The 23352-nt window shown below is 65.5% G+C and carries 26 protein-coding genes; 19 read left to right on the top strand and 7 right to left on the bottom strand.

Translation table 11 applies throughout. From position 1 onward, the window contains the following. The first annotated feature begins 26 nt into the window (after positions 1-26). Both ACREXZ_RS28285 and ACREXZ_RS28280 read left to right on the top strand, forming a co-directional pair. The gene (locus ACREXZ_RS28285; protein ID WP_431767438.1) at positions 27-872 is read left to right on the top strand and encodes an IclR family transcriptional regulator; all 846 of its coding nucleotides are present in this window, start codon (positions 27-29) and stop codon (positions 870-872) included. An 83-nt stretch (positions 873-955) separates the two neighbouring features. Then, positions 956-1417 carry a RidA family protein gene (locus tag ACREXZ_RS28280; protein WP_431767474.1) on the top strand — a complete coding sequence of 154 codons (462 nt, stop codon included), beginning with the start codon at positions 956-958 and terminating at the stop codon, positions 1415-1417. Between the two features lie 172 nt (positions 1418-1589). Here ACREXZ_RS28280 and ACREXZ_RS28275 read toward each other — a convergent pair whose 3' ends face one another. Both ACREXZ_RS28275 and ACREXZ_RS28270 read right to left on the bottom strand, forming a co-directional pair. Further along, the gene (locus tag ACREXZ_RS28275) at positions 1590-1823 is read right to left on the bottom strand and encodes a hypothetical protein (RefSeq protein WP_431767437.1); all 234 of its coding nucleotides are present in this window, start codon (positions 1821-1823) and stop codon (positions 1590-1592) included. A gap of 52 nt (positions 1824-1875) precedes the next feature. Next, entirely contained in the window at positions 1876-2343 is a 468-nt protein-coding gene (locus ACREXZ_RS28270; protein WP_431767436.1) for an Lrp/AsnC family transcriptional regulator, read from the bottom strand. A 130-nt stretch (positions 2344-2473) separates the two neighbouring features. On the opposite strand from ACREXZ_RS28270, the gene ACREXZ_RS28265 reads away from it, so the two are divergent. Further along, positions 2474-3103: a LysE family translocator gene (locus ACREXZ_RS28265; protein WP_431767435.1), complete on the top strand. Its 630-nt coding sequence runs from the start codon at positions 2474-2476 to the stop codon at positions 3101-3103. 26 nt (positions 3104-3129) lie between these two features. On the opposite strand, the gene ACREXZ_RS28260 is transcribed toward ACREXZ_RS28265, so the two are convergent. Beyond that, positions 3130-3303, bottom strand: coding sequence for a DUF1289 domain-containing protein (locus ACREXZ_RS28260; RefSeq protein ID WP_431767434.1), 174 nt, complete (start codon positions 3301-3303; stop codon positions 3130-3132). 157 nt (positions 3304-3460) lie between these two features. Here ACREXZ_RS28260 and ACREXZ_RS28255 point away from each other — a divergent pair, with 157 nt between their 5' ends. After that, positions 3461-3781: a YnfA family protein gene (locus ACREXZ_RS28255; RefSeq protein WP_431767433.1), complete on the top strand. Its 321-nt coding sequence runs from the start codon at positions 3461-3463 to the stop codon at positions 3779-3781. A 56-nt stretch (positions 3782-3837) separates the two neighbouring features. Here the strand turns inward: ACREXZ_RS28255 and ACREXZ_RS28250 are convergent, their stop codons facing one another. Continuing rightward, positions 3838-4353 (bottom strand): DUF1993 domain-containing protein, encoded by a 516-nt coding sequence (locus tag ACREXZ_RS28250; protein WP_431767432.1) that lies wholly within the window; start codon positions 4351-4353, stop codon positions 3838-3840. A gap of 292 nt (positions 4354-4645) precedes the next feature. Here ACREXZ_RS28250 and ACREXZ_RS28245 point away from each other — a divergent pair, with 292 nt between their 5' ends. The 6 genes from ACREXZ_RS28245 (at position 4646) to ACREXZ_RS28220 (ending at position 9698) form a co-directional block, all read left to right on the top strand. Continuing rightward, entirely contained in the window at positions 4646-6208 is a 1563-nt protein-coding gene (locus tag ACREXZ_RS28245; RefSeq protein ID WP_431767431.1) for a S53 family peptidase, read from the top strand. A gap of 130 nt (positions 6209-6338) precedes the next feature. Further along, positions 6339-7976 (top strand): S10 family peptidase, encoded by a 1638-nt coding sequence (locus ACREXZ_RS28240; protein WP_431767430.1) that lies wholly within the window; start codon positions 6339-6341, stop codon positions 7974-7976. Positions 7977-8109: 133 nt separating this feature from the next. Beyond that, positions 8110-8718 (top strand): hypothetical protein, encoded by a 609-nt coding sequence (locus tag ACREXZ_RS28235; RefSeq protein WP_431767429.1) that lies wholly within the window; start codon positions 8110-8112, stop codon positions 8716-8718. Positions 8719-8781: 63 nt separating this feature from the next. Beyond that, positions 8782-9147, top strand: a complete 366-nt coding sequence (locus tag ACREXZ_RS28230) for a hypothetical protein (protein WP_431767428.1) — start codon at positions 8782-8784, stop codon at positions 9145-9147. A 111-nt stretch (positions 9148-9258) separates the two neighbouring features. After that, positions 9259-9423 (top strand): hypothetical protein, encoded by a 165-nt coding sequence (locus ACREXZ_RS28225; RefSeq protein WP_431767427.1) that lies wholly within the window; start codon positions 9259-9261, stop codon positions 9421-9423. Beyond that, the gene (locus ACREXZ_RS28220) at positions 9420-9698 is read left to right on the top strand and encodes an RNA-binding protein (RefSeq protein ID WP_431767426.1); all 279 of its coding nucleotides are present in this window, start codon (positions 9420-9422) and stop codon (positions 9696-9698) included. Before ACREXZ_RS28225 ends, ACREXZ_RS28220 begins: the two co-directional genes overlap by 4 nt. 16 nt (positions 9699-9714) lie before the next feature. Here ACREXZ_RS28220 and nadE read toward each other — a convergent pair whose 3' ends face one another. After that, the gene (nadE, locus tag ACREXZ_RS28215) at positions 9715-10563 is read right to left on the bottom strand and encodes an ammonia-dependent NAD(+) synthetase (RefSeq protein ID WP_431767425.1); all 849 of its coding nucleotides are present in this window, start codon (positions 10561-10563) and stop codon (positions 9715-9717) included. A 127-nt stretch (positions 10564-10690) separates the two neighbouring features. Continuing rightward, on the bottom strand, positions 10691-12256 hold the full coding sequence (locus ACREXZ_RS28210; RefSeq protein ID WP_431767424.1) for an ABC1 kinase family protein: 1566 nt from the start codon (positions 12254-12256) through the stop codon (positions 10691-10693). 194 nt (positions 12257-12450) lie between these two features. Between ACREXZ_RS28210 and ACREXZ_RS28205 the strand changes: the two genes are divergently transcribed. Beyond that, a complete protein-coding gene (locus ACREXZ_RS28205) occupies positions 12451-13206 on the top strand; it encodes a DeoR/GlpR family DNA-binding transcription regulator (RefSeq protein WP_431767423.1) in 756 nt (251 codons plus the stop codon). 137 nt (positions 13207-13343) lie between these two features. Here the strand turns inward: ACREXZ_RS28205 and ACREXZ_RS28200 are convergent, their stop codons facing one another. Then, positions 13344-14453 carry a 2-aminoethylphosphonate--pyruvate transaminase gene (locus ACREXZ_RS28200; RefSeq protein ID WP_431767473.1) on the bottom strand — a complete coding sequence of 370 codons (1110 nt, stop codon included), beginning with the start codon at positions 14451-14453 and terminating at the stop codon, positions 13344-13346. A gap of 370 nt (positions 14454-14823) precedes the next feature. Between ACREXZ_RS28200 and phnS the strand changes: the two genes are divergently transcribed. From phnS to ACREXZ_RS28160, 8 genes are all read left to right on the top strand, one after another. Further along, positions 14824-15909, top strand: a complete 1086-nt coding sequence (gene phnS / locus ACREXZ_RS28195) for a 2-aminoethylphosphonate ABC transporter substrate-binding protein (protein ID WP_431767422.1) — start codon at positions 14824-14826, stop codon at positions 15907-15909. A gap of 82 nt (positions 15910-15991) precedes the next feature. Next, positions 15992-17092, top strand: a complete 1101-nt coding sequence (gene phnT / locus ACREXZ_RS28190; RefSeq protein WP_431767421.1) for a 2-aminoethylphosphonate ABC transport system ATP-binding subunit PhnT — start codon at positions 15992-15994, stop codon at positions 17090-17092. Further along, complete coding sequence (locus ACREXZ_RS28185; protein WP_431767420.1) at positions 17070-17999, top strand: 2-aminoethylphosphonate ABC transporter permease subunit; 930 nt, start codon at positions 17070-17072, stop codon at positions 17997-17999. Before phnT ends, ACREXZ_RS28185 begins: the two co-directional genes overlap by 23 nt. After that, entirely contained in the window at positions 17999-18862 is an 864-nt protein-coding gene (phnV, locus tag ACREXZ_RS28180; protein WP_431767419.1) for a 2-aminoethylphosphonate ABC transport system, membrane component PhnV, read from the top strand. The genes ACREXZ_RS28185 and phnV overlap by 1 nt, the downstream gene beginning before the upstream one ends. A 73-nt stretch (positions 18863-18935) precedes the next feature. Then, the gene (locus tag ACREXZ_RS28175) at positions 18936-19706 is read left to right on the top strand and encodes a phosphonate utilization associated transcriptional regulator (protein ID WP_431767418.1); all 771 of its coding nucleotides are present in this window, start codon (positions 18936-18938) and stop codon (positions 19704-19706) included. Between the two features lie 32 nt (positions 19707-19738). Continuing rightward, complete coding sequence (gene phnA / locus ACREXZ_RS28170; RefSeq protein WP_431767417.1) at positions 19739-20995, top strand: phosphonoacetate hydrolase; 1257 nt, start codon at positions 19739-19741, stop codon at positions 20993-20995. Beyond that, positions 20992-22443 carry a phosphonoacetaldehyde dehydrogenase gene (phnY, locus tag ACREXZ_RS28165; protein WP_431767416.1) on the top strand — a complete coding sequence of 484 codons (1452 nt, stop codon included), beginning with the start codon at positions 20992-20994 and terminating at the stop codon, positions 22441-22443. Before phnA ends, phnY begins: the two co-directional genes overlap by 4 nt. 4 nt (positions 22444-22447) lie before the next feature. Then, positions 22448-23008: a phosphonate degradation HD-domain oxygenase gene (locus ACREXZ_RS28160; protein WP_431767415.1), complete on the top strand. Its 561-nt coding sequence runs from the start codon at positions 22448-22450 to the stop codon at positions 23006-23008. Positions 23009-23352: the final 344 nt, after the last annotated feature.

The following is a 23352-nucleotide window of genomic DNA, read 5'->3' as shown; positions in this document are numbered from 1 at the left end:
AGCACGCATCAGGATCAGAGGACACGATGACACGGATTTCGCCACCGTCCGCCACAGATTCAGCCCGCCAGCCGGCCGGCGAGACCGATGCCGCGGAAGCCGCGCCGCGCACGCGCACCAGCGCGATCGAGCGGGCGGTGCAGATTCTCGATGCACTTCAGGAAGCGGGCCGGCCGGCCACCGCATACGAGATCGCGCGGCTGGTCGGCGCGCCGCCGTCCACGGTCTATTCGATCATCAACGACCTGGTCGAGCGGAACATGCTGGGCCGCCGGTCCGACGGGACGATCTGGCTCGGTTCGCGGCTTTATGGCTACGGTCTGAGTTACGCGAGTTCGCTCGACTACCTGGGCGTCGCCGGTGAAGAGATGCAGGCGCTGTCGGCCGAGGTCGGCGAGACTGTGCAGGTGTGCGGGCTCGTCGAAGGCATGATGGTCGTGCTGCAGATGGCCGAGGGGCCGGGCCACTTTCGCGTGACGTCGCGGGTCGGCAGCCGCGTTCCGCTGAACTGGACCGCGTCCGGCCGGCTGCTGGTCGGGCATCTGCCGGACGCCGAGCGGGTCGCGTTCTTTCGCCGTTATGCGAAGCCGTCGCCGACCGGTCGTGCCGAAACGCGCGCCGACGTGCTCGCGCGCACGGCGCGCGAAGCACTCGATGCGCGGCTGTCGATCCAGATCGGCGAATCGGACGCATCGGTCGCGTGTCTCGCGTCGCCGGTCGTCGACAACACCGGCACCTGCGTCTTCACGATCTCGATCGTGATGCCCGAGGCGAAAGCCGTGAAGGGCACCGGGCCATTCGCGGAAGCGGTGCGCGCCGTCGCCGCGCGGATCGAGGCCCGGCTCGGCTGGCAACACCGTTCATCCGCTTGATCCGATCCTGCCGCCGCGCGCCGCTGTTTCGTCTTTCACTCTATTTGCTCCGAACTCTCCGCTCCATGGCTTCTCCGCTTTCGATGAACTGTTACGACCGCCTGCGTACCCGCGGCTTGTCGCTTCCCCAGGTGCCGGCGCCGATCGGCAACTTCACGCACTGCACCCGCGAAGGCGATCTGTTGTTTCTGTCGGGGCAGGGGCCGTTGAACGAGCACGGCGAACTGATGACCGGCAAGGTCGGCGCGACCGTGACGACCGACGAGGCGTATCTGCATGCGCAGCTCGTCGGCCTGAATCTGCTGTCGGTGCTGCACGACGCGCTTGGCGATCTGGGCCGCGTGAAGCGGGTCGTCAAGCTGCTCGGGATGGTTAACGCGACGCCCGAATTCGGCGAGCATCCACGCGTGATCAACGGCTGCTCGGATCTGTTCGTCGACATCCTCGGCGACGCGGGCCGGCATGCACGGTCGGCGGTCGGGGTGGGGTCGCTGCCGCGCAATATCACGGTCGAGATCGAAGCGATCGTTGCTGTGCGGGATTGATTTTCTTCAGGGCCTACGGCGGGACGGGCGTCGCCCGGTGCTGGGGCTACAGGCGCAACTAACGGTCTGTCGCGCCGACCCCCTCGAAATACGCGGGCCACGCTACGGTCAGGCCACGGCCGCTATCGCGTCACAGGCTCGCCGGCAATCAACGAGGCCGCGAATAATCCGCTCAACGCTCGCCGTCAAGCAGGGCGCCGAGTAATTCGTCGAACGCGGCCTGCGCGTCTTCGAGTTCCTGCAGCGCGGCATCGAACGTCTGCAGCGCGATCTGCGACGGCCGGCCTTCGCCGGTCGGCGGAAACTGCGTCTGCAATGCGGTGAATGAGGTCTGGACCTGCTTCGTCGCGGCGACGACGCGCTCCATCGCGCGCGACTCTTCGGCTCGTGCCTGTTCGGGGTTCATCGAAGCTCCGTAAAAAATGGGTGGGTAGGTCTTCGCGCAACTATGCCACGTCTCAGGGGATCGGCAGACCCGTGTCCGCCTTCACTTCGCGCAGCGACAGCGACGATTCGACCGACGTCACGCCCGGCAGTCCGCGCAGCTGGTCGCGCATGAACGTGCCGTAGTCGTCGAGGTCGCGCGCCACCACCTGCAGCACATAATCCGCGCTGCCCGACACGTTGTGGCACGACAGGATGCGCGGAATCGCCAGCACCTCGCGCTCGAAACGCGTGGCGACGGCGCGGTCGTGAACCGCGAAGCGCACGAGGACGAACGAGACGACGCCGTAGCCGAGTGCGCGGCGCGACAGCATCGCGCGATAGCGCTCGATGTAGCCGTCGGTTTCGAGCCGTTTCAGACGCCGCGCGCATGGCGTTTCGCTCAGTCCGACGGTTTCGGCGAGTCGCGCGTTGGACATGCGGCCGTCGGTCTGGACCGCGGCGAGGATCGCGCGGTCGACTTTGTCGAGGTCGGTCGTCATGAGGGGAATCATGGTTGAAATGATGGGATAGTAGGGCATTCCGTCATTGATTGGCGAATGTGACTTGGAATTCGCCAGTAGTCGCTCGCGGCTTCATCGCATCATGGAAGCTCTTCAACGCGAGGTTCCCATGGTGTCGACTCATCTGCTGATCGTCTACGTTGCCGCGCTGGCCGTCGTCTACGCGGTGCCCGGACCGGACATGGCGCTGATCCTGCAAACGTCCATCGGGCAGGGCGCCCGTAGCGGCTTCGCGGCCGCGGGCGGACTCGCGATTTCGCGGGCCACGCACGTCACGCTGTCGGCGTGCGGCGTCGCCGCGCTGATGCGCAGCGCGCCGTGGCTGTACGAAGCAGTGCGTTATGGCGGCGCCGTGTATCTCGCGTGGATCGCGGTGCAGATTTTCCGGTCGCCGATATTCGATCTGCCGGAGGGCGGCACGCCGCGCACCGTGCAGAAGCCGCTGCGGACCGCGTTCGTCAAAGGGCTGCTGACCAATCTGCTGAATCCGAAGGCACTGCTGTTCTGTTCGGTGCTGCTGCCGCAATTCGTGCGGCCTGAGGCCGGACCGGTCACGCTGCAGATGGTGACGCTGGGCGCGGTGCTGCTCGCGATCGGCGCGTGCTTCGATGCGGTGTATGCGACCGGCGCGTCGCGGATCGCGGCGTGGGTGCGCGCACATCCGCTCGCGCAGACGGTGCAGCGCTGGACGTTCTCCGCGGCGCTGATCGGTTTCGCGGTGCGTCTGTCGCTCGACTGAGGCCCGACTGAACGCAGTGGCGTCGGCTACCGGTCGAGCTGCGCTTCGCGGCGCGGCCGGTCGTCGATGATTTTCCTGCGACGCCTGTCCTTCATTTTCTTCCAGCTTTTGCATTCGTCGCGCGTGCGCAGGCAGCCGACGCACAGACCGGTTTCGCCGTCGAACTTGCAGATGTCGATGCAGGGAGATTTGATGCTCATCGGACGATCGACCCGTAGACCCATAACCATGTGAGTCGCGACTGTCGCATGGCGCCACGTGGGCGCGCCAAACGATTATGTTAATGAGATCCATAGGGAGCTGGCGATGGCGGCGCGCCGTTTCCGGTAATCTGCCGGCTTTCCCTTCGCGCCGATCATGCAGACTTTCCTGCTCTACATAGTGACCGCCGTCGCCGAAATTCTCGGTTGCTACCTGCCGTGGCGCTGGCTGAAAGACGGTGGCTCCGCGTGGCTGCTCGTTCCCGCCGCTTTGAGTCTCGCCGCCTTCGCGTGGCTACTGACATTGCACGGCGCCGCGGCCGGCCGCGTGTATGCGGCCTATGGTGGCGTGTATGTCGCGGTCGCCATCGTGTGGCTGTGGGCCGTCGAGCAGATTCGCCCGACCGTGTGGGACCTGACCGGCGCCGCGGTCACGCTCGTGGGCATGAGCATCATCGCGTTCCAGCCGCGCGGTTGACCTGCCGTGCAACCGTGGTGCGGTCGTGCGGTCAGGTCAGGCCGCGCGAGCCGCGCCTACTTGCCGTTCCTCATGCCGAGGTAATCCAGCTTGCCGAGTTCGACGCCGTTGTGCCGCAGGATGTCGTACGCGGTCGTCAGGTGGAAGTAGAAGTTGGGCAACGCAAAGTTCAGCAGATATTCGAGCCCCGAAAATTCGACCGCCCCGGCGCGCATCTTGAGCACGACCACACGCTCTTCCGAACCGTCGATCTGCGCCGCAGTGAATTCCTTCAGGTACGCAACCGTCTTCTCGATACGGGCGATCAGTTCGTCGAACGTCGACTCGACGTCGTCGTACTTCGGCGCATCGGTGCCGGCGAGACGTGACGCGCAGCCCTTCGCATTGTCGGTGACGATGTGGATCTGCCGCCCGAGCGGCAGCATGTCGGGGAAGAGGCGTGCGCCGGTCAGCGCGATGGGTTCGATCTGTTTTTCCGCCGCATGCGCCTGGGCCTTGCCGAGGATCGTCTGCAGGTTGGTGAGGCCGCGCACGAGCACGGGCACCGATGCTTGATACATCGAAATGGACATGAAAATTCCTGGATTCTTCGATCGGGTTCGCGCCGTGGCGCGAGGGTGTAAATAAAACGGCAGGATCGCCGCTGCAGCATCATAGCGCCATCGACGCTGGCGGGTGCATCGTCCGTTCGGCTGGGTACCGCGACGCCCGGAACTGTGTTTGAATGGATTTGTCGGACGGCTTGGTGCAGTTCCTGAAATGAAGGTCCGGTGCGGGTCTCGAGGGAGGCCAACCGTCTGTCCGCGGGTCCCGCCGGGTCCAACGCATGGCCCACGCGGCCACGCACGAAGGAGAGTCGAAACCATGGCCAACCATCCGTTGCCAGGAAGCGAGAAGGGCTTTGCGCAAGGTTCGAAGGTCGTCGGGCATTGCAACCCGGCGGAACATATCGAGGTCGTCGTGCTGCTGCGCCGTCAGCACGAGCAGCAGTTCGATCAGCTGGTCCAGAAAATCGCGGCGGGCGATCCTTCCGCCGAGCCGCTGTCGCGCGAGTCGTTCGCAAAACAGTTCGGTGCGGCGCCGGACGACGTCGCACGATTGAAAGCCTTCGCGCAGCAACACGGCCTTGCGGTCGCACGCGAAGATCCCGCCGCGTGCACCGTGGTGCTGACGGGGACCGTGGCGCAGTTCCAGGGCGCCTTCGACGTCACGCTGCAGCACTACGAACACCATTCGATCGGCGAGTATCGCGGCCGCTCGGGCCCGATCAACGTGCCCGACGATCTGCACGGCGTGGTCATGGCGGTGCTGGGGCTCGACAACCGGCCGCAGGCGCGGCCGCACTTCCGGATCCGGCCGCCGTTCAAGCCGGCGAGCGGTCGTCAGCAGGCGTCGTACACGCCGCTTCAACTGGCGTCGCTGTACCAGTTTCCGCAGGGCGACGGCAGCGGCCAGTGCATCGGCATCATCGAGCTGGGCGGAGGCTATCGCACAGCCGATCTCACGTCGTATTTCTCGAGCCTTGGCGTGCCGACACCGACCGTGGTGTCGGTGGGTGTCGATCAGGGCTCGAATCAGCCGAGCGGCGATCCGAGCGGTCCGGACGGCGAAGTCACGCTCGACATCGAGATCGTGGGCGCCATCGCGCCCGGCGCGACGATCGCGGTCTACTTCACGACAAACAGCGACGCCGGTTTCATCGACGCGGTGAACCGCGCGGTGCACGACACGACGCACAAGCCATCGGTGATCTCGATCAGCTGGGGTGGTCCCGAAACGCTGTGGACCGCGCAGTCGCAGCAGGCGTTCAACAGCGTGCTGCAGGCCGCGGCGGCGGTCGGCGTGACCGTCTGCGCGGCATCCGGCGACAGCGGCTCGAACGACGGCGTCAGCGACGGCGGCGATCACGTCGATTTCCCGGCGTCGAGCCCCTATGTACTCGCGTGCGGCGGCACGACGCTGCAGTCATCGGGTACATCCATCACGCACGAGACGGTGTGGAACGACGGCGCGTCGGGTGGTGCGGGTGGTGGCGGTGTCAGCAGCGCGTTCCCGGTGCCGACATGGCAGGAGGGCCTGTCGGCGACCACGACGGGTGGCGGCAAGGTCGCCTTGAAGGGACGCGGGGTGCCCGACGTCGCCGGCGATGCGTCGCCGGTGACCGGTTACGACGTGCTGATCGACGGCACGCAGACGGTGGTCGGCGGCACGAGCGCGGTCGCGCCGCTGTGGGCCGCGCTGATCGCCCGCATCAACGCGATCAAGGGCAAACCCGTTGGCTTCGTGAACCCGAAGCTGTATCAGGCGGCGAGCGCGTTCAACGATATTACGCAGGGCAACAACGGTAGTTTTGCTGCGTCGCCGGGATGGGACGCGTGTACGGGGCTTGGCAGCCCGAACGGCCAGAAAATCGCAGCAGCGCTGTAGGCGGCCGGCAGCGCGCGGGTCCGCCCGCGCGTCGTGCGTGCCGTTGCGGGACATCGCGTCATCCGGTGTCGTACGACGATGCCGGATGGCGTCACGATCATATGACGTTAACGAATCCGATGGAGCGATCATGACGAACCCCGATTCAGCTTCCGGCAGTGCGCACTCGACTCACAATTCCCATGCTCCCAGTACCGCACATCGTGCGGGCGACCAGCCGTTCTTCGATCCCGTCGCGTACGGCAACGGTCCCGACGATTCCGTCACCGATGCAACCGAAAACGGCGCGATCACGAAGCACTCCATCGTGATCGGCGGCAAGAAGATCGCGTACACCGCGACGGCGGGGCACCTCGTCACCGTCGATTCGAGCAGTTCGCTGCCGAACGCGAAGATGTTCTACGTCGCCTTCACGCAGGACAACCAGAAGGAAGAAACCCGGCCGGTCACGTTCTTCTATAACGGCGGACCGGGGTCGTCGTCGGTGTTCGTGCTGCTGGGATCGTTCGCGCCGCGGCGGATCAAGACCTCGATGCCGGGATTCACGCCGCCCGCGCCTTACCAGATGGAAGACAACGGCGACAGCCTGCTCGACCGCAGCGATCTTGTCTTCATCAATCCGGTCGGCACCGGCTATTCGGCGGCGATCGCGCCGCACAAGAATCGCGACTTCTGGGGCGTCGATGAGGACGCGGATTCGATCAAGCAGTTCATCAAGCGTTTCCTGACGAAGAACAACCGCTGGAATTCGCCGAAGTATCTGTACGGCGAGTCGTACGGCACCGCGCGCAGCTGCGTGCTCGCGTACAAGCTTCATGAAGACGGCGTGGACCTGAACGGCATCACACTGCAGTCGTCGATTCTCGACTACACGCAGTCGGGCAATCCGGTCGGCGCGCTGCCAACGGCTGCCGCCGACGCATGGTTCCACAAGAAGCTCGGCATCGCGCCGACGCCGACCGACCTCGGCACGTTCGCCGAAGAAGTCGCGCAGTTCGCGCGCACCGACTACCTCGCGGCGCTGCGCAAGTTTCCGGCCACCGACAACGCGACCGTCGAGAAGCTGAGCGAATACACCGGCATCGACAAGACCACATTGATCGCGTGGAGCCTCGACATCGCCGCGTACGACAGCCGCGGCAATTCACTGTTCCTCACTACGCTGCTGAAGTCGAAAGGGCTCGCGCTCGGCTCGTACGACGGCCGCGTCACGGCGATCGAAACCGGCATCGCCGGCCAGATCGATCCGAACTCCGGCGGCAATGACCCGACGATGACCGCCGTGACCGGTGTCTACACGACGATGTGGAACACCTACCTGAACGAGCAGCTCAAGTTCACGTCGAATTCGTCGTTCACCGACCTCAACGATCAGGCGTTCGCGAACTGGGACTTCGGCCACATCGATCCGACGGGTGCGCAGAAGGGACTCGATGCGCAGGGCAACATCGTGCTGTACACCGCCGGCGATCTCGCGGCGGTGATGGCGCTCAACGTGGATCTGAAGGTGCTGTCGGCGAACGGCTTCTACGATTTCGTCACGCCGTTCTACCAGACCGTGATCGATCTGCAGCAGATGCCGCTCGTCAGCGAGCAGATCCGGCAGAACCTGTCCGCGCGTTTCTATCCGTCGGGCCATATGGTCTATCTCGACGGGGCGTCGCGTACCGCGTTGAAAGCCGACGTCGCGAAGATGTACGACTCGACCGCATCCAACACGGCCGCGGTCGGCCGCATCCGGGCACTGCAGGCGCGCAGGGCGGGGTAGCGCTGAGAAGTTCGAGAGATCCGCGGGCGGCTGTACGTGGCCGCCCGCGGGTCACGGTTTTGCCGCGTCGACAATGAATGTGTTTTAATTGGTCTGCGAAAAATCCTCGCGCCACATCGCGGCGCGCCGACTGATGAACGCAGTAAACCCGGTTATACGTCGCTTGTCGCGACGCTTCGCTTCTATCGATCGAGCAGGTCGCACGCGCATCACGGCGCAACGCTTCGTCGCGCACGCGGTGCGCTTCGGCGTCGTCGTGGCGCTCGGTGCGACGCTTGGGGTGCATGTCGGGATGGCACGCGCGCAAAGCTCGTCGATGCTCGACGAGCGGGTCACGCAGCAGTCGGTCGCGGATACGATCTGCCGTCCAGGCTACGCCGACACCGTATCGCCGCCGCTCGACGAACTGATGGAGCACAAGGACCGGCTGCTCGCCGCACATGGCATCGATTCCGACGGCGGCGCAGGCTACGCACTCGACCGGCGCGTGCCGATCGTGCTTGGCGGCTCGCCCGATGCGCCCGCGAATCTCGGTCTGCTCCCGTGGGCTGGCCACCATGGCGAGCGCCGCAAGGAAATGTTGACCGCGAAGCTCAAGCGTTGCGTGTGCGCAGGCAAGATCAGCCTGAGCGATGCGCAGACCGCGATCGCCGGAAACTGGTCGACCTGGTATCAGGGCTTCGCTGATACGTCGTGCGACGTGAGTCGCGTCGATATCGCGACCAGCGACAGCGCGCCTTGATTTGCGTCGGCGTACATCCGCCGTTCACGCATCGCGACCACACTCATCGATGGAGAAACTGACATGATCCCCTTATCTCACTTACGCAGCGTCGTGTGGATGTCCGCGATCGGATGTCTGTTTGCGAGTGCATCGGCGTTCGCCGATCCGCCTGCGCGCTGCCGTGGAGCAGACGCGCTGCGGATTCGCGGCGACGTGCCGGCTGCGATCAGCTTCGATGTCTACCGGCAACTGCAACCGGTCGACGCATCGCGGCTCGCGCTGCTTCAGGATGCGGGCGAAGTGAAGCCGCTGCACGACGGATTGACGGTCTGCGAAATCGCCGACGACGGTGTCGACGATCCGTCAGCCGTGCTCGTACACGTACCGCGCGGCAAGATGGCATGGTGGGTCAGCGCGGCCAGCGTGCAGCCGGCCAGCGCAGACTGATCCAACGTAGACTTCGAAGCGCGCGACACGACAAATTGCCACATCGCTTTCGGATACGAATCTGGCTATCCTTGAGTGGAACCTGAGCGGAACATCGACTGGAGGTGAAAGATGATGGTGACGATCCTTGCGATGTTCATTGCGATCGGCACACTCGGAGCGGCAGGCGCTGTTGTGATGCGCAGGATGGCCGACGAGGCCGCGCGTCGCAACCGCCTTCAGCCGGTGCGCGTCCGCGTGGCGGAGGGGCGGGCCGCACGGCCGCCACGTTTATGAACGTGCGCATCTGGAACATTCCGGAATCGTGCTCCGAGCAGGACGTGCGCGACTTCCTGCAACGCGAACTCGGCCACTACGCGAAAGAGATCGCCGTCTATGACGCCGGCACGCCGACTGTCTACGCAACCGTCGAACTCAATGCCGAGCAGCCGTACATCGCCGACGTGATCGCGCAGCAACTGCATGGCAAACATCTCGCGGGCGTCGCCTTGCAGGCGAGCGCCGCGCCGTTCGGCGAAGAGCCGGACGCCCCGCGCGCGAGCGGAAACTGACGCAGCCGCGCCAGAATTATTCAGTCGGCCAGTCGAACGGCGTGTAGGGCAGCGCGCGCTTGTGGCGTGTCGCGTCGTAAAAGCGCAGCACCGTGTCCGCGACCGCATCGCTGACGGGCTTGCCTTCGAGAAAATCGTCGATGTCGTCGTAGCGGATGCCGTACGCGTCCTCGTCGGGCCGCTGCGGACGCAGCATCTCCAGATCGGCGGTTGGCACCTTGTGCACGAGCGCATCCGACGCACCGAGCTCACGCGCCACCGCGCGCACCCGCCGCTTGTTCAGGCCCGTGAGCGGCAGCACGTCGGCGCCGCCGTCGCCGAACTTCGTGAAGAAACCCATCACCGATTCAGCCGCGTGGTCCGTGCCGATCACGACGCCGACCCGTGCGCTCGCCACCGCGTACTGCGCGATCATCCGCTGGCGCGCCTTGATGTTGCCGTGAACGAAGTCCTGCTGTGCTTGATCGGTGAAGCGTGCACCGCCAGCCGTGATCGCGGCGAGCATTGCGTCGGCGGCGGGCTGGATGTCGACCGCGAGATTTTCGTCGGCACGGATGAACTCGAGCGATCGCTGCGCATCTGCTTCGTCATGCTGCTGACCGTAAGGCAGACGCATCGCGACGAAGTGTGCGTCGTAGCCGCCGGCGCGCAGCCGTTCGACCGCGAGTTGCGCGAGACGGCCCGCCGTCGTCGAATCGATGCCACCGCTGATGCCCAGCACGTACGTCTTCAGGCCGCTCGTGCGCAGATAGTCCGCGAGAAACGTCACGCGGCGCTCGATCTCCTGTGCCGCGTCGAACGTCGCGGCGACGTGCATTTCGGCGGCAATCCGTTGCTGGCGGGTGGCCCGTTCTGCTTGAGTCATCGGTCTTTCTCCGTGAAACCGGTTGGGGCACGGCATGTGCACGCGTGTCATTGTACGGATCACGTGCGTGGCGGGGTGCCGAGTCCGGCCACCGCATGGCGCCAGGCGGCCCGAGAAGCGCTCACCCTCAACGCACCACGAGCATCGCCCACGCACCGAGCACACCGCCGCAGATCGCACAGGCCCACAGCAGCACCCGCGTGCGCCGGTATTCGCGTCCGACGTCGGCGAGCAGTTGCCGCTGCTCGCGCGACGCGTGCTGGTCGTGCTGCTGTTGCAGATAGCGCGCGGCGAGTTGCGGAATGCGCGGCATCATCTGTGCGAGATGTGGCAACTCGTGCGACAGCCGTCGCAGCCAGCCGCGATGACCGAGGTCGCGGCGCGCGATGTCCGCGAGTATCGTGCGCGCGATGTGCCACGTGTTCACGCCCGGATGCAACGCACGCGCGAGTGCTTCGGCCTCTTCGAACGCGCGCTGTGCGGCCGCGAGCCGCGGCGAGACGCCGCCGTCGAATGGCTGGACCGCATGCAGCAGATGATGGAACAGTTCGCCGGCGGACCGGTCGTGCGGATGCGCGGCAAAATGCGCTTCGCTGCGCACCCGCAGTTCGGCTTCGAGCATTTCGGTGCGGGTCGTATGCGGTACGTGCCCTGCCTCACGATGCAGGTCCGCGAGACGGCCGTAGTCCTGCTCGAAGAGCGCGGTCGCGCCGTGGACGAAAAACGCGCGCTCGTCGGACGAGAGGCTCGACATCCGCGCGAAATCCGTCAGCACGAGCCGGCCGAGCGTGTCGGGCTCGATGCTCACGCGTACGCGGCGCGCATCGAGCGCCGCGTGGAAGAAGCCGTGCTCGAAAGCCTGCTGCGCGACCACTTCGACGAGATGCGTCGCGAGCCGGGCGAGATTCACGCGATGTTCGGCGAGCCCTGCAAGATCGGTGGCGGGCAGCGACGTGACGTGCCGCAGCGCGAGCGTGTGGTCGGTGCACAGATCCCAGATCACGTCGGGGATCAAGAGCCGTTCGTCGCCGGCGAAGTGATGGCCCGTCTGGCTCAGGTTGGCGGCTTCCGCGCGCAGGTCGAAGCGCCGCAGCAGATCGTCGCAGAACGCGTCGGCGAGCGAACGCACCTGCAGGCGGCGCGCGGCGCCCGACATCCGTTCGACCCAGCGCGCGGCCCAGCGCAGCAACGCGGCGTCGTCGCCGAGCTGGCGCAGTTGCCCGGTGCGCACGAGCTTGATCGACACGTCGCGATGGCTGCTGGCCGGTGTGGTCGCCGATACCGCGAGACGCGCGGTATGAATCTGTTCGGCGAAACCGTTTTGCGTGGGCACGAGATCGATCGACTCGAAGATCGTGGCCAGCGGCCGACCGAACGCGGCGGCGAGCGCGTGCTCGACAGCCTGCGGCGGCAATAGATCTTCGAGATGCGCGACGGCGTCGATTGCGTCGTGCAGCGTGCCGGCGGCGAGTTCGGGGTGCTCGGAGAGCGATTGCGCGAACGCGGCCGCGAGCGGCCCGAGTTGAGGCAGTGCGCTTTGCAGCCCGGCCGGACTGCCGGCCTCGTGCATACGGGTGACCAGCGTCGCGATCCAGTGCAGCTTGTGATCGCGCGGCGCGGCGAGCCACAGCAGGCGTGCGCCGTAGCGGAGCAGGTGAAACAGCAGGATGAATCGGCGAAACAGTGGCGGCATCGGTGGATCGGCGGATCGGGGTGGCAGCGTGACGGCGGACGGATCGGTGCCCGGGCGCTCAGGTTAGCAGGAAGGAACCTCGGCTGGCGGCACATTGCGGTCTGTCGCGTAATACAATACGGCGGCTTACCTCATTTATACGCGCGTATTTGCGCGCGAAACCACGCGCTCCGGCCCGACGCCTCGTCACCAAGATGCTCGCTGAACAACGTCATCAATACATTCTGTCGCAAGTCGCCAGGAATGGCGCACTGTCGGTGGCCGAACTCGTCCGCGAACTGAACGTGTCGCGCGAAACGATCCGGCGCGATCTCAATGCACTTGCGGTGCGCGGACTGATCGTCACGACACACGGCGGCGCGCTGTCGAGCGATCGTCGCGAGCCCGACCTCGACGTCCGCGAGGCGGCGAACGCGGGCGCGAAGCGGGCGATCGGCGAACGCGCGGCGCAACTGGTGCCGGACGGCGCATCGATCGTGATCGATTCGGGCAGCACCACGCAGGCCGTCGCGCGGGCGCTCACCGACCGCCACCGGCTGTCGGTCTACACCAACGACTGGCGCATCGCGCTGCTGCTCGGGCGGCGCAACGACAATCACGTGACGCTGCTCGGTGGCGAACTGTCGGACAACGAGGACGCGACCTTTGGCCTCGACACCGTGCAGCAGCTCACCCAATACCATACGGATTTCGCGATCGTCGGCGCGGGCGGCATCTCGCCGGACGCATGGCTGACCGACTACACGCGGATGGCCGCCGAAGTGCGCAGCCGGATGATCGCGGCCGCCGATACGGTGGTGGTCGTCGCGGACAACTCGAAGTTCGGCCGCATGACGCCGGTGCGCATCAACGGCTTCGAGACCGCGCGCTTCGTCGTCACCGAGCTTGCGCCGGACCGTGCGCTCGGCAAGGCAATCGCCGCGCGCGGGCCCGAGCTGCTGATCGCCTGAGGCGAGGGCACGGGTCGAAAGCGGCTGCAACGGCTGCTTTCAAAGTCACTGCCGCAAGCCGTCTGCAAGCCTTCGAGGCCAGCTTTTCAGGCCGCTTCAGGCCGTCGCACATTGGCACGCAGCACGCCCTCGCGCAGCTAGCGCACCGTGATCCCCAACGCGACCAGCACCCGACCCACCGCCGCGACCGCGTTGTGCAGTTCGTTGGCATCGATTGCGCCGATACAACCGACGCGGAACGTTTCCACCTGCGTGAGCTTGCCCGGGTACAGCACGTAGCCGGCGTCGCGCACGGCTGCGTAGAAATTCGTGAAGTTCCACGCCGGGTCGCGCGGCGCATGGAACGTGACGATCACCGGCGCCTGCACTTCCGGCTTCAGGAACGGTTCGAGTCCGAGCCCCTTCATCCCTTCGATCAGCGTTGCGCAGTTGCGCGCGTAGCGGGCGCCGCGCGCCGGCTGGCCGCCTTCGGCCGCGAACCGGTCTAGCGCGTGGCGCAGCGCCGCGACCACGTGCGTCGGCGGCGTGAAGCGCCACTGCGTGGTCTTCTTCATGTACGCGTACTGGTCGTGCAGGTCGAGGGCGAGCGACGGCGAACGGCCCTCGGATGCTTCGAGCAACGTGCGCCGTACGATTACGAAGCCCATCCCCGGCACGCCTTCGAGGCACTTGCCGCTCGCCGACACCAGCGCGTCGATGCCGCCGTTGCGCAGATCGATCGGCAGCGCGCCGAACGAACTCATCGCATCGACGATCAGGCGCTTGCCATGTCGTTGACACACCGCGGCGATTTCATCGAGAGGATTCAGCAGGCCGGCGCTCGTCTCCAGATGCACCTGCGCGACGTGCGTGATGCGCGGGTCGCTGTTGAACGCATCCTCGATCGCCGCGGCGTCCACCGGTTCGTCTTCGCGCAGCGCGAGTTCGACGTACGCGATGCCGAGCCGCTGCAGGATGCGCACGATGCGTGTGCAGTACGCGCCGTTATTCGGCACCAGCACGCGGCCGTCGCGGGGCACGAGGGTGCCGAGCGCGGCCTCGACCGCGAACGTGCCGCTGCCCTGCAGCGGCACACAGACGTAGTCATGCTGCCCATGTACGATTTCGACGAGGTCCGTACAGACGCTCTGCGTCATGAGGTTGAAGGCCGTGTCCCACGACCCCCAGTCGCGCAGCATCGCTTCGCGCGTCGCGGGCGAAGTCGTCAGGGGTCCTGGGGTAAGCAGGACGGGATCGTTTCCGAGAATCACAAGACCTCCCTTCGTCAATTTACGGATGCACGGGCGTGCGGATAAATGTGGTTTGCAGGTTTGCACCAGATTTGCATATTATTGGCGAATTGTGTCATTTTTTGGAAATCGTGAAAATAGTCACGGCGCTGTCACCGAAATCTGTGATTCTTGCCGGGCCCGTTCCGGTAAGGCTGTAGAGCGGGTGGCGCGCCGGCATCAGTCGTGACCAGAAAGTCCGGCAGATCGACGTCGCGCCGTTTTGCAGGCAATCTGCAATCTGGCTGCAAGGCCGGAGATAACGTACCGGCGCGACGCTACCCGCCGTTCAATGACAACAGGCCAGGGTTTTCCCGGCCATATGGTTTTCCGTTTCGGAGAGAGCGACATGACAAAGACGAATTCCCACCACGCGGTAACCGGCTTCGCCCGCAAACTGCTGCCGGCCCTCGTGGCGGCGGCCGCGTTCGGCGCATTGCCGGCGCATGCAGCGGACACGGTCGTGCTGTACACGGCCGACGGCCTCGAGAATCTGTACAAGGACGTGCTGCCGGCCTTCGAGAAGAAGGAAGGCGTGAAGGTGGCGATCGTCACCGCGGGGAGCGGCGAAGTGGTGAACCGCGCGACGATCGAAAAGGATTCGCCGAAGGCGGACGTGCTGGTCACGCTGCCGCCGTTCATCCAGCAGGCCGATCAGGCCGGGCTGCTGCAGGCCTACCAGAGCGCGAACTACAAGAACGTGCCGGCGATCGCGAAGGCGGCGAACGGCGCGTGGGCGACCTTCGTCAACAACTACTTCTCGTTCGCGATCAATCCGGAAGTGGTGAAGACCCAGCCGAAGACGTTCGCCGATCTGCTGCATCCCGACTACAGCGGCAAGGTCGCATACTCGAACCCGGCCACGGCCGGCGACGGGATGGCGGTGATCATCCTGACGACGTCGCTGATGGGTGAGGACAAGGCGTTCGACTACCTGAAGAAGCTCGAACAGAGCGCCAAGTTCCACACGAAGGGCACGGGCTACCTCGACGTGCTGTTGTCGCGCAACGAAATCTCGGTCGCGAACGGCGACCTGCAGATGGATCTCGACGACGCGGCGAACGGCGGCCTGTCGCTCAAGCCGGTCTTTCTTGCAGCCGACGCGGGCGGCCAGCCGACCACGTTCCAGCTGCCGTACGCGATCGGCCTGATCAAGAACGGCCCGAACCAGGCCGAAGGCAAGAAGCTGATCGATTACCTGATGTCGACCGACGTGCAGTCGAAGGTGCCGGACATTTTTGGCATCCCGGGTCGCACCGACGTACCGCTCGCCGGCAAGAACGGTGCCGCGGTGAAGCAGGCGATCGCCGGCGTGAAGCTGATCCCGGTCGACTGGAGCCAGGTGATGGCGAAGAAGGCGGACTGGACCGCGCGCTGGAAGAACGACGTGATCGGCAGTTCGGGCAAGCAGATCGAAGTCGTCAAACCGAAGTAAATCGAATTAAAGGGAAGCAAGCGGAGCGGGTCGACGACCCGTTCCAGTGTATTAGCGCATCGCAAGCAGGAGGATGAACCCGGTGAACACAGCCAGTCTCGCTCAGCCCGGCGCGCTCGACGCCGTTCCGGACGCACTCGGAGATGCGCGTTCGGAGACGCCGGTCGGCGTCGAGATCGAGCATCTGACGGTGCGCTTCGGTACGCGCACCGTGCTCGACGACCTGTCGCTGACGATCGAGCGCGGCGAACTGCTGACCGTGCTCGGCCGCAGCGGCTGCGGCAAGACGACGATGCTGCGTTTCATCGCCGGGTTTATCGAGGCGGACGGGCTGGCCGGCACCCTGACGGTGGCCGGCCGCGACCTCACGCACGTTCCGCCGCACCGGCGCAACCTGGGGCTGCTGTTCCAGAGTTACGCGCTGTTTCCGCATCTGTCGGTTTTTGAGAACGTCGCGTTCGGTCTGAGGGCGCGGCGCACCCCTTCGAAGGAAGTCGCGCGGCGCGTCGCCGATGCGCTGAAGCTCGTGCAGCTCGGCGACTCGGGGCACGTGATGCCCGCGCAGCTGTCGGGCGGCATGCAGCAGCGCGTGGCACTGGCGCGCGCGCTCGTGATCGAACCCGACGTGCTGCTGCTCGACGAACCGCTGTCCGCGCTCGATGCCAATCTGCGCGCGTCGGTGCGCTCCGAACTGAAGGCGCTGCATGAGCGCCTGCCCAATCTGACGATCGTCTGCGTGACGCACGATCAGGACGACGCGCTGGTGCTGTCCGATCGCACGCTGCTGATGCGCGACGGGCGCATCGCGCAGCTCGGCACGCCGCAGCAGCTATATGACACGCCGGCAGACGCATTCGTCGCGCGCTATCTCGGCGCGGCGAACCTGCTGCCGGCACACGTCGCGTTTCCGCTCGACGACGTCCGCCATACGGAACGCGAGCGTGTCGCGTGCCTGCGTCCGGAAAGTCTGCGGATCGTGCCGCTCGGCGAAGGGCAACTGCACGGCACGATCACGTCGGTCGAATGGTACGGCGCGGTGCTGTCCGTGTCGGTCGTGCTCGACGCGATGCCAACCGAGCCCGTGCTCGTCACGATGCAGCGCGGCCACGGGATGAACCCCGAAAAGGGCGCGCGTGTTTCACTGCGATACGAGGCAGACGATGTCGTCCTTATCCGCCCCTGACGGTCACGACGCATTCGCCGCGGCGGATGCGCGCCGCGCCGCGACCGCGGCGTCGCATGCCGCTGCCGCACGACGGCGGGAGCGGGTCGCGCAATGGCATCTGCTGTTTCTCGCTGTGTGCGTGCTCGGGCCGCTGGTTATCTATCCGCTCGTGCGGCTGGTGCTGCTGAGCTTTACCGGCGCGCACGGTTTCAGCGCGCACGCGTACGCGGCGTTTTTCCAGAATCCGGACACGCGTGGTGTGGTCGGCACGACGCTGTGGATCCTCGTGGCGAGCGCCGGGCTGGCGTCGCTGCTCGGCGTCGCGCTCGCGGCGCTGCTGTTCTTCAAGCCGTTTCCGGGCGCGCGGCTCGTCACGCGTTTTCTCGAACTGTTCGTCGCGTTCCCGTCGTTTCTGGTCGCGTTCACGCTGATCTTTCTGTACGGCTCGCAGGGGTCGGTCAGCATTGGCCTGCAGCGGCTCTTTCATCTCGATGCGCCGCCGCTCGATTTCCTGTTCGGCATCGGTGGCGTGATTCTCGCGGAAGTCGTGTTCTACGCGCCGTTCGTCGTCCGGCCGACGCTCGCGTCGTTCGCCACGCTCGACATGCGCCTGATCGAAGCCGCGCGCAGTCTCGGCGCGCACGGCTGGATGGTCGCGTTTCGCGTGATCCTGCCGCTCGCGTGGCCGGGCATTGCCGCGGGCACGATCCTCTGCTTCCTGCTGACGCTCAATGAGTTCGGCATTCTGCTGGTGCTCGGCAGCGCGCATCTGATCACGCTGCCGGTCGCGATCTACAGTTCGGCGACCGTCGATCTCGATCTGCCGACGGCCGCCGCGGGCGCGGTCGTGATGCTGGCAATGTCGCTGTCGCTGTATGCGTTGTATCGGGCCGTGAACCAGCGCAAGGCCGGAGGAGCGAAGTAATGGCCATGGATCTCGACCCTACTGTGTTGCCGGCACTGCATCCGCGTGCGCGTCCCGTGCGGCGCAGTCTTGCCGTGCGGCTCATGGGCAGCGTGCTGCTCGGACTTGCCGCGCTGTTGTGCTTCTGGCTGTTCGTGCTGCCGGTGGTCGTCGTCGCGCTGTCGAGCGTCGCGGCGCACTGGTCGGGCACGATCCTGCCCGATGGATTCAGCATGCGCTGGTTCGAGCGCCTCGGTCAGAGCGATTTCGACGCGCTGACGACGAGCCTCGAAATCGGCTTCGGCGTTGCCGTGCTCGGTACCGCGCTGGGCCTGTGGCTCGCGCTTGCGCTCGAAGGGCGCGACCGGCGCGGCCTCGGCGCGCTCGTCGATACGATTGCGATGATGCCGAACGGCGTGCCGAGCGTCGTGCTAGGGCTCGCGGTGCTGATTGCGTATCACAAGAAGCCGATCGATCTGTCGAGCTCGGCGGCGATCGTCGTGTTCGTGCAGCTCGCGCTGGTGCTGCCGTTCTGCTATCGCTGCGCGGCCGCGGCGCTGCGGCCGGAGCTGACCGTGCTGCGCGAAGCGGCGGCGAGCCTCGGTGCGCCGCCGTCGATGGTGTTGCGCCGGGTCGTGCTGCCGCAACTCGTGCCGGCGATCCGGGCCAGCCTTGCGCTCGGCTTCGCGTTGTCGCTCGGCGAGCTGGGCGCGACGCTGACCGTCTATCCGCCGGGTTTCGCGACCGTGCCGATCGTGGTGGTCGGTCAGGTCGAGCGGGGCTACTACCTGCCTGCCTCGGCGCTGTCATTGATTTTGCTGCTGGTGTCGCTTGCCGCGCTGTCGCTGATCGCCGCGCGTGTGCCGCGGCGCCGCGCGGACTGAGCCGGCTCTTCTGATTTTTCGAGGTGTGCCTGAGCGCGACACTTCACACATCGATGTGGCAATTTTTGTCGAAATGACCGAAAATATGCAAAACGCCGCTGCGGGTCCAGTTGTCGATCCTGCCGTCGATCCGATCGACGTCGTGCGCAGCCAGTCGCTGACGGCGCTGGTCCGCGACGAGATCGAGCGCTGCATCGTCGAAGGCACGCTGGCGCCCGGCGACAAGCTGACCGAAGCCGATTGGGCCGCGCGTCTGCAGGTGTCGCGCGGACCTGTGCGGGAAGCATTCCGCGCGCTGGAGCAGGCGGGTCTGGTGCGCAACGAGAAGAACCGCGGCGTGTTCGTGCGTGTGGTGACGCTCGCGGAAGCGGACGAGATCTACGCGGTACGCGCGGTGCTGGAAGAAGCGGCCTGCCGGATGCTTGCGGCGACGATCGACGCACGGCAGCTCGCGGTGCTGCGGGCTCATGTCGATGCGATGCGCGACGCGCTCGCGGCGCACGATCGCGATGCGTATGCGCGGTCGAACGTCGCGTTTCACGACACGCTCGTTGCGCAGGCAGGCAACGGCAAGCTGTACGAGACGTACCGGCGACTGGTCGGCGAGCTGAGTCTGTTTCGCCGCGCGGCGTTGGTCGTGCACGACGACACGATGGCGCGTTCGCTTGCCGAGCATCGCGCGATCCTGACGGCGCTCGCGTCGCGCGATGCCGCGCTCGCGTCGACGCTGACGCATGCGCACGTGAACGGCGGCCGCGAACGCGCGCACGAAGCCTGTGAACCTGCTGGACAGCGGACTGCCGCCAGGCCGCTGCCGGCCACGATCGATGAACCGCGCACCTGAGGGCCTACCGATGGTGCGCATGGACGGAACCGATGCTTACTCATACCGAACGCACCATTGAAGTCAACGGCCGACGCTACCGGCTGCCCAGGCAACCGACGGTGGTCGTCTGCGTCGACGGCTGCGAATACGACTACCTCGAAGCGGCGGTCGCCGCGGGCGTCGCGCCGTTCATCGGCAAGATCCTGCACGGCGGCGCGGCGTTCAAGGGCGACTGCGTGATTCCGTCGTTCACCAACCCGAACAACCTGTCGATCGTGTGCGGCGTGCCGCCCTCGGTGCACGGCATCTGCGGCAACTACTTCTGGGACCCGCAGGCGAACGGCGGCGAAGGCGCGGAAGTGATGATGAACGACCCCGCGTATCTGCGCGCCGGCACGTTGCTCGCCGCGGCCGCGGACGCGGGCGCGGCGGTCGCGGTCGTGACGGCGAAGGACAAGCTGCGCCGGCTGCTCGGCTGGCAGCTCGACGGCATCTGCTTTTCGGCGGAGAAAGCCGATGCGGCGACGCGCGAAGAAAACGGCATCGACGGTGTGCTCGAACTGGTTGGCCTGCCGCTGCCCGACGTGTACAGCGCGGGGCTGTCGGAGTTCGTGTTCGCTGCGGGTGTGCGGCTCGCGCAGACGCGGCAACTCGACCTGATGTACCTGTCGACCACCGATTATGTGCAGCACAAATGGGCGCCCGGCACCGAAGGCGCGAACGCGTTCTACGCGATGATGGACGGCTATCTCGCGCAGCTCGATGCGCTCGGCTGGGTGATCGGGCTCACCGCCGATCACGGCATGAACGCGAAGCACGATCCCGAAACAGGCGAGCCGAACGTGATCTATCTGCAGGACGTGATGGACGAATGGCTCGGCACGCGTGCAGCGCGCGTGATCCTGCCGATCACCGATCCGTACGTCGTGCATCACGGCGCGCTCGGTTCGTTCGCGACGATCTATCTGCCGCACGACGCCGACGTCAATACGGTGATCGAGCGGCTGCGCGGGCTCGATGGCATTGAAACCGTGCTCGACAACCACGCCGCGTGCGAGCGGTTCGAATTGCCGAACGATCGTGTCGGCGATGTCGTCGTGGTCGGGACGCGGCACGTGGCGCTCGGTACGCGCGCGGACGAGCACGACCTGTCGGGGCTGACTGTGCCGCTGCGTTCGCACGGTGGTGTGTCCGAGCAGACAGTGCCGCTGATCTTCAACCGGTCGGTGTCCGGCATCGAGCCGGGCAAACGGTTGCGCAATTTCGACGTGTTCGATCTCGCGTTGAATCACGTGGCGGCAGCATGAACGGGATCCTCACCGACCATCCGGCATTCCGCGAAGAAACATTGCGCTTGTGCGGCGCACGGATGGTGCGCGAACGCGCGATCGACGTATTCGATCCGTACACGGGAATGCGCGTGGGCACGGCGCCGTGTGCGAGCGTCGACGACGTGCGGGCAGCGTTCGAATACGCCGGCGCGTATCAGGCGAAGCTCACGCGCTACGAACGCTCGCAGATTCTCGAGCGCGCGGCCGCGTTGCTGCGCGAACGCACAGAGGCCGCATCGGATCTGATCTCGCTCGAGTCGGGTTTGTCGAAGCAGGATTCACGCTACGAAATCGGCCGCGTCGCCGACGTGTTCAAGTTCGCCTCGATCGAAGTGCTGCGCGACGACGGTCAGAGTTTTTCGTGCGATGTGACGCCGCACGGCAAGACGCGTCGCGTGTTCACGCAGCGCGAGCCGCTCGCGGGCGTGATCGTCGCAATCACGCCGTTCAATCACCCGATGAACCAGGTCGCGCACAAGATCGCGCCGTCGATCGCGACGAATAATCGCGTGATCCTGAAGCCGTCGGAGAAGGTGCCGCTGTCGGCGTTCTATCTCGCCGACATCCTGTACGAAGCGGGATTGCCTTTGCCGATGCTGCAGGTACTGACCGGCGATCCGCGCGAAATCGCCGACGAACTGCTGACGCATCCGCTCGCCGAACTGGTGACGTTCACCGGCGGCGTGGCGATCGGCAAGTACATCGCGGCGAAGGCGGGCTATCGACGCGTGGTGCTCGAACTCGGCGGTAACGATCCGTTGATCGTGCTCGAAGACGCGGATCTCGAACGTGCGGCATCGCTTGCCGTGCAGGGGTCGTACAAGAATTCCGGCCAGCGCTGCACGGCGGTCAAACGGATCCTCGTGCAGAAGAGCATCGTTGTGCCGTTCACCGAACTGCTCGTCGAGAAGACGCGCGCGTGGTCGTACGGCGATCCGTTCGACGGCGTGAACCAGATGGGAACGGTGATCGACGAAGCGGCGGCGCGACTGTTCGAAGCGCGCGTTGACGAAGCGGTTGCGCAGGGTGCGCGGCTTCTCCTCGGCAATACGCGCAACGGAGCGTTGTATGCGCCGACGGTCGTCGATCGTGTGGAGCCGTCGATGACGCTGGTACGCGAGGAGACCTTCGGTCCGGTGTCGCCGATTCTCACGTTCGATACGCTCGACGATGCGATCCGTATCAGCAACGGAACGCCATTCGGGTTGTCGTCAGGGGTTTGCACTAACCGGCAGGACGCGATTACGCGCTTCATCAACGAGCTGCGCGTCGGCACGGTCAACGTATGGGAAGTGCCGGGCTACCGGGTCGAACTGACGCCGTTCGGCGGCATCAAGGATTCGGGCCTCGGGTACAAGGAAGGGGTGCAGGAAGCGATGAAAAGCTTCACGAACCTGAAGACGTTTTCGTTGCCCTGGGAGTGAATGAATGGCTTTAAGTCTTGACGATATTCGTGGGCTGTTTGAGCAGTACGGCAGTCTGTCTTATAGCGGCGAACCGGTGACGCAGCTCGAGCACGCGTTGCAAAGCGGCGCGCTTGCGGAAGAAGAGGGTGCGGGCGAAGAACTGGTCGCCGCGGCGTTTCTTCACGACCTCGGACATCTGCTGAACCGCAAGGGCGAGACGCCGAGCGCACGCGGTATCGACGATCTGCACCAGTACTTCGCGTTGCCGTTTCTGCGCGCGATCCTGCCGGAGGCGGTGCTCGAGCCGATCCGGCTGCACGTCGATGCGAAGCGCTGTCTGTGCGCGATTGATCCCACGTATTTCGGCAAGCTGTCAGTGGATTCGGTTCGCAGCCTCGAATTGCAGGGCGGCATCTTCAGCGATGACGACGCGCAGGCATTTCTGCGCAAGCCTTATGCGGAAGATGCGCTGCGTGTGCGCCGCTGGGACGATCGTGCGAAGGTCGCGCATCGTGTTACGCCGGACATCGGGCATTTTCTCGAAGTGGTGGGCGGCGTGATGGAGCGGTATGTGCCGGCCTAGTGCTTAGGCGGGTTGTCCTCTTGTTGTAGACGTCGTTGTTGTCGCTTGCGTGTTTTGTCGTGAGCCAACGATGTTGCGACGTCGTGCGGATCGATGTTCTTCGACCCGTTTCCCCTCATTTGATTGACTAAGCGTGCCTGCTCTTCTGTTCGAGAAGAGCAGGCACGCTTAGTGTTCTCTTTGTCGATATGCGTGAGCTAAGCGACGTCGATTTTTTAGTCAGAAATAACGCTTGCCAGGGCGAGATGAGGTGACTAGAATTGCGGACTTTCGCGCTTCGGGAAACGGGGTGCGGGAAGACGGGAGAGCCAGCAATGGCGGGGATTTCCGGGCGAGTGGTGGCG

It is taken from the genome of Paraburkholderia sp., from assembly GCF_050742655.1.
Classification (GTDB): domain Bacteria; phylum Pseudomonadota; class Gammaproteobacteria; order Burkholderiales; family Burkholderiaceae; genus Paraburkholderia.
The sequence above is the reverse complement of the archived record's forward strand: the minus strand, read 5'-3'. Positions and strand labels throughout refer to the sequence as shown.